This is a genomic window from Actinomycetospora sp., from assembly GCF_055612215.1.
The window spans coordinates 1-5,086 of the sequence record NZ_JBVPVA010000187.1 but is presented as its reverse complement, the minus strand read 5'-3'; the positions used below and the strand labels follow the sequence as shown (position 1 = coordinate 5,086).

The window sequence follows — 5,086 nt, the reverse complement described above, 5'->3', positions numbered from 1 at the left end:
GTGAACATGCCCGAGCAGGAGCCGCAGGTCGGGCAGGCCGAGCGCTCGACCTCGGTGAGGCCCTCGTCGTCGACCTCGCTGGACGCGCTCGCCGAGATCGCGGTGATGAGGTCGGTCGGGGCCTGCGCGACGCCGCCGACGACGACGGCCTTGCCGGCCTCCATCGGGCCGCCCGAGACGAACACCGTCGGGATGTTCAGCCGCAGGGCCGCGTTGAGCATGCCCGGCGTGATCTTGTCGCAGTTCGAGATGCAGACCAGCGCGTCGGCCGCGTGGCCCTGGACCATGTGCTCGACCGAGTCCGCGATGACCTCACGGCTCGGCAGCGAGTGCAGCATGCCGCCGTGGCCCATCGCGATGCCGTCGTCGACGGCGATCGTGTGGAACTCGCGCGCGACGCCGCCCGCCTCGCGCACCGCCCCGGCCACGAGCTCGCCCATCTCCTTGAGGTGCACGTGGCCCGGCACGAACTGCGTGTACGAGTTCGCGATGGCCACGAGCGGCCGGCCGAAGTCGTCGTCGGTCATGCCGGTGGCCCGCCACAGGGCGCGGGCGCCGGCGGCGTTGCGGCCCTGGGTGGTGACGCGGGAGCGGAGCGGCGGCACGGCGATTCCTCCTGGAGGGGCGAGACGAGGGCGAGGCCGACCGCGGCCGCGGCGGGTCGTGGGGCCTCGAGGGAGGTTACGCCCGGACGCGGGTGTGGTTCCGGACGCTCGCGTCGAAGATCAGGAGCACACGCAGCAGGGCTACAGCGCGCTGCGCCTGCCTCAGGTGCCCGTCGACGGGGTGGTGGGGCCGGAGCCGTGGTCAGAGTCGGCGGCCTCCGAGTCCGCGGTGTCGGCGGCGGTGTCGTCGGTGTTCGCGGTGTCGGCGGCGTCGGTGTTCGCGGCCGGCTCGGCGTCGTCGGCGGACTGCACCTGCTCCCGGAGCCGGGCGATGCGCATGCGCGCGGCCTCCAGCTCCCGGGCGTGCTCGGCGGCGGCCTCCGCCTCGGCGGGGCTCGGCGCGCTGATCCGGCCGCCGCTGGCCTCGCCGACCCGGCCGAGGTCGCGGATGCGGACCCCTCGCAGCTCGAGGTCCGCGCCGTCCTGCGGCACCGCGCGTACCCACCCCCGGTCGACCAGCCGCAGCGTCGCCACGTCCGACCACGCCATCGACCGTGACCCGAGCAGCCGCCGCACGTGCAGGCCCTCGGTGTCGACCCGGGTGCGGGATCGCACGATCCACGCGGCCCCCGCGAGCGGGATCAGGAAGAGCAGGAACCAGGGCCCGCCCTGGAACGCGATCGGCGACAGGCAGAGCGCGAGGAACCCGATCGCGACGAGCGACACGGTGGGCACCGCGCGGAAGACGGCCGGGCCCGGAGCAGCGCCGTCCTGCTCGTCGTCCGGCCCGTCCGTCGTGGTCACGGCCGTCCCCCGCTCGTCGCTCACCCCCGCGATGGTGCCAGCCCCGCACCGCAGCGGCCGTGCGGCGGCGGGCGGGTGGCGTCAGGAGGGCGGTTCCGCGGGGACGCGGTCGTCGGGGTCGGGGTCTGGCCGCCCCCGGACGGGGTTACGGCCCGGAAAGCCCAGGAACGAGGCCGGACCGACGGTCACGGTCTGATGACGATGCGCAGCGGATCACTCCCGTCGGGGCTGGCCGAGCCCCGTGGGCCGCGTGCTACCGTCTGCGTCGTGCAGCACCGAATTCTCGTACTCGCCGGGCGCGTCAGCGCCTGACGAGCCTCGTGCTCGCTGCCCGATACCGCTGACGCGCCTGCCCTCACCGCCACCCGGCGGCGAGGGCCTTTTTGTGTTCCACGCAGTCGTGTCCGCTCCCACCTCGTCCCGACCAGAGGCTGATCACTGATGACCACAGCCAGACCGCGTCCCGCTCCGCGATCCGGAGCGCCGACCGAGCAGCAGGACACGTCAGCGCAACCCGCGACGCGTCCGGCCGCGCCTCGTCCGGCCCGCGTCGACCCGACGCCGGCCACGGGCGCACAGTCCCTCGTCCGCTCGCTCGAGGCCGTGGGCTGCGACACCGTCTTCGGCATCCCCGGCGGGGCGATCCTCCCGGCCTACGACCCGCTCTACGACTCCACGCTCGTGCGCCACATCCTCGTGCGCCACGAGCAGGGCGCCGGGCACGCGGCCACCGGGTACGCGCACGCCACGGGGCGGGTCGGCGTCTGCATCGCGACGTCCGGGCCGGGCGCCACGAACCTCGTGACCCCGCTGGCCGACGCGATGCTGGACTCGGTCCCGATCGTGGCGATCACCGGGCAGGTCGGGCGCAAGATGATCGGCACCGACGCGTTCCAGGAAGCCGACATCTGCGGGATCACGCTGCCGATCACCAAGCACAACATGCTGGTGACCGACCCGGCCGACATCCCGCGGGCGATCACCGAGGCGTTCCACATCGCCTCGACCGGTCGCCCGGGCCCCGTCCTGGTCGACCTGCCCAAGGACGTCCTGCAGGCGCAGACCACGTTCTCCTGGCCCGTGCAGATGGAGCTCCCGGGCTACCGGCCCACGACGAAGCCGCACGGCAAGCAGATCCGCGAGGCCGCCCGGCTGATCGCGCAGGCACAGCGGCCGGTGCTCTACGTCGGCGGCGGGGTCGTGAAGGCCGAGGCGTCCGCCGAGCTCGTGGAGCTGGCCCGCCAGACCGGGGCCCCCGTCGTCACCACCCTCATGGCCCGGGGCGCGTTCCCGGACTCGCACCCGCAGAACCTCGGCATGCCGGGCATGCACGGCACCGTCGCGGCCGTGGCGGCCATGCAGCGCTCGGACCTGCTGATCGCGCTGGGCGCCCGGTTCGACGACCGCGTGACCGGTGAGCTGACGACGTTCGCGCCGGGGGCGAAGGTCGTGCATGCCGACATCGACCCCGCGGAGATCGGCAAGAACCGGGTCGCGGACGTCCCGATCGTCGGCGACGCCCGCGAGGTCATCGGCGAGCTGACCGCCGCGCTGCGGGCCGCCGGCGAGGCCCCGGACCTGACGGCCTGGTGGAACCAGCTCAACTCCTGGCGCGAGACCTTCCCCCTGGGCTACGACGAGCCGGCCGACGGCACGCTGTCCCCGGAGTACGTCATCGAGCGCATCGGCGCGATCGCCGGCCCGGAGGCCATCTACGCGTCCGGGGTCGGCCAGCACCAGATGTGGGCCGCGCAGTTCATCCGCTACGAGCACCCGCGCACGTGGCTGAACTCCGGCGGCGCCGGGACGATGGGCTACGGCGTGCCCGCCGCCATGGGGGCGAAGGTCGGGCTGCCCGACACCACCGTCTGGTGCATCGACGGCGACGGCTGCTTCCAGATGACGAACCAGGAGCTCGCCACCTGCGCCATCGAGGGCATCCCGATCAAGGTCGCGGTCATCAACAACGGCAACCTCGGCATGGTCCGCCAGTGGCAGACCCTGTTCTACGGCGAGCGCTACTCCAACACCGAGCTCGGTACGCACAAGCACCGCGTGCCCGACTTCGTCCTGCTGGCCCAGGCGCTGGGCTGTGAGGGCCTGCGGTGCGAGACCAAGGAGGACGTCGACCGGGTCATCGAGCAGGCCATGGCCATCACCGACCGCCCCGTCGTCATCGACTTCACCGTCGGCGCCGACGCCCAGGTCTGGCCGATGGTGCCCGCCGGCACCGGCAACGACCAGATCATGGCCGCCCGGGAGATCCGGCCGCTGTTCGACGACCCGGAGGCGGGTGGCGCGGACGAGGTCGTCACCGACATCGAGCGCCAGGACCAGCGCCTCGGGGGGACGAGCCGATGAGCACCCACACCCTCTCGGTCCTCGTCGAGGACAAGCCCGGCGTGCTGGCCCGCATCTCGGGCCTGTTCTCCCGGCGCGGCTACAACATCCAGTCGCTCGCGGTCGGTCCGACCGAGGAGGCCGGCATCTCGCGGATGACCATCTGCGTGAGCGTCGACGAGTTCCCCCTCGAGCAGGTGACCAAGCAGCTCAACAAGCTGGTGAACGTCATCAAGATCGTCGAGCTGGACCCGACGATGTCGGTCCAGCGCGAGCTCGTGATGCTCAAGGTCCGCGCCGACGCGACGGTGCGCTCCCAGGTCCTCGAGGTGACCCAGATGTTCCGGGCCAAGGTGGTCGACGTCGCTCCCGACGCCGTCACCGTCGAGGCCACCGGCACCGCTGACAAGCTGTCGGCGCTGCGTCGGATGCTCGAGCCCTACGGCATCCGCGAGATCGTGCAGTCCGGGATGGTCGCGCTCGCCCGTGGGCCCCGCGCCATCGCCGCCAACCGTTGAGTCCGTACCGAGAGGAAACCGCAGTTCCATGAGTGTCGATATCTTCTACGACGCCGACGCCGACCTGTCGATCATCCAGGGCCGCAAGGTCGCCGTGATCGGCTACGGCAGCCAGGGCCACGCGCACGCGCTCTCGCTGCGCGACTCGGGTGTCGACGTGCGCATCGGCCTGCCCGAGTCCTCGAAGTCCCGCGCCGCCGCGCAGGAGGAGGGCCTGCGGGTCGTCACGCCGGCCGAGGCGTCCGCCGAGGCCGACCTCATCATGATCCTGGCGCCGGACACCAAGCAGCGCTACATCTACGCCGACGACATCGCGCCCAACCTGAACTCGGGCGACGCGATCTTCTTCGGCCACGGCTTCAACATCCGCTACGACCTCATCCAGCCGCCGGCGGACGTCGACGTCGCCATGGTCGCGCCGAAGGGCCCGGGCCACCTCGTCCGCCGCCAGTTCGTCGACGGCAAGGGCGTGCCGTGCCTCATCGCGGTCGAGCAGGACGCGTCGGGCCACGCCCAGGCGCTCGCGCTCTCCTACGCCGCGGCCATCGGCGGCGGCCGGGCCGGGGTCATCAAGACGACCTTCACCGAGGAGACCGAGACGGACCTCTTCGGCGAGCAGGCCGTGCTCTGCGGCGGCACGTCGGCGCTGGTCCAGGCCGGGTTCGAGACGCTGGTCGAGGCCGGCTACCAGCCCGAGATCGCCTACTTCGAGTGCCTCCACGAGCTCAAGCTGATCGTGGACCTGATGTACGAGAAGGGCATCTACGGCCAGCGCTGGAGCTGCTCGGACACCGCCGAGTACGGCGACCTCACCCGCGG

Annotated in this window: 5 protein-coding genes; 3 read left to right on the top strand and 2 right to left on the bottom strand. The window is 72.4% G+C overall.

From position 1 onward, the window contains the following. Both AC0CYZ_RS05205 and AC0CYZ_RS05200 read right to left on the bottom strand, forming a co-directional pair. Positions 1 to 605, bottom strand: a 605-nt coding sequence (locus AC0CYZ_RS05205) for a dihydroxy-acid dehydratase domain-containing protein (protein ID WP_472213008.1), incomplete at its 3' end; no start/stop codon positions are given. A gap of 162 nt (positions 606 to 767) precedes the next feature. Next, complete coding sequence (locus AC0CYZ_RS05200) at positions 768 to 1,433, bottom strand: PH domain-containing protein (protein ID WP_472213006.1); 666 nt, start codon at positions 1,431 to 1,433, stop codon at positions 768 to 770. A gap of 417 nt (positions 1,434 to 1,850) precedes the next feature. Here AC0CYZ_RS05200 and AC0CYZ_RS05195 point away from each other — a divergent pair, with 417 nt between their 5' ends. The 3 genes from AC0CYZ_RS05195 to ilvC all read left to right on the top strand — a co-directional run. Further along, on the top strand, positions 1,851 to 3,770 hold the full coding sequence (locus AC0CYZ_RS05195; protein WP_472213004.1) for an acetolactate synthase large subunit: 1,920 nt from the start codon (positions 1,851 to 1,853) through the stop codon (positions 3,768 to 3,770). After that, positions 3,767 to 4,267, top strand: a complete 501-nt coding sequence (gene ilvN, locus AC0CYZ_RS05190) for an acetolactate synthase small subunit (protein ID WP_472213002.1) — start codon at positions 3,767 to 3,769, stop codon at positions 4,265 to 4,267. The genes AC0CYZ_RS05195 and ilvN overlap by 4 nt, the downstream gene beginning before the upstream one ends. A 28-nt stretch (positions 4,268 to 4,295) precedes the next feature. Beyond that, positions 4,296 to 5,086: ketol-acid reductoisomerase (ilvC, locus tag AC0CYZ_RS05185; RefSeq protein ID WP_472213001.1), on the top strand; the 791-nt coding region annotated here is incomplete at its 3' end.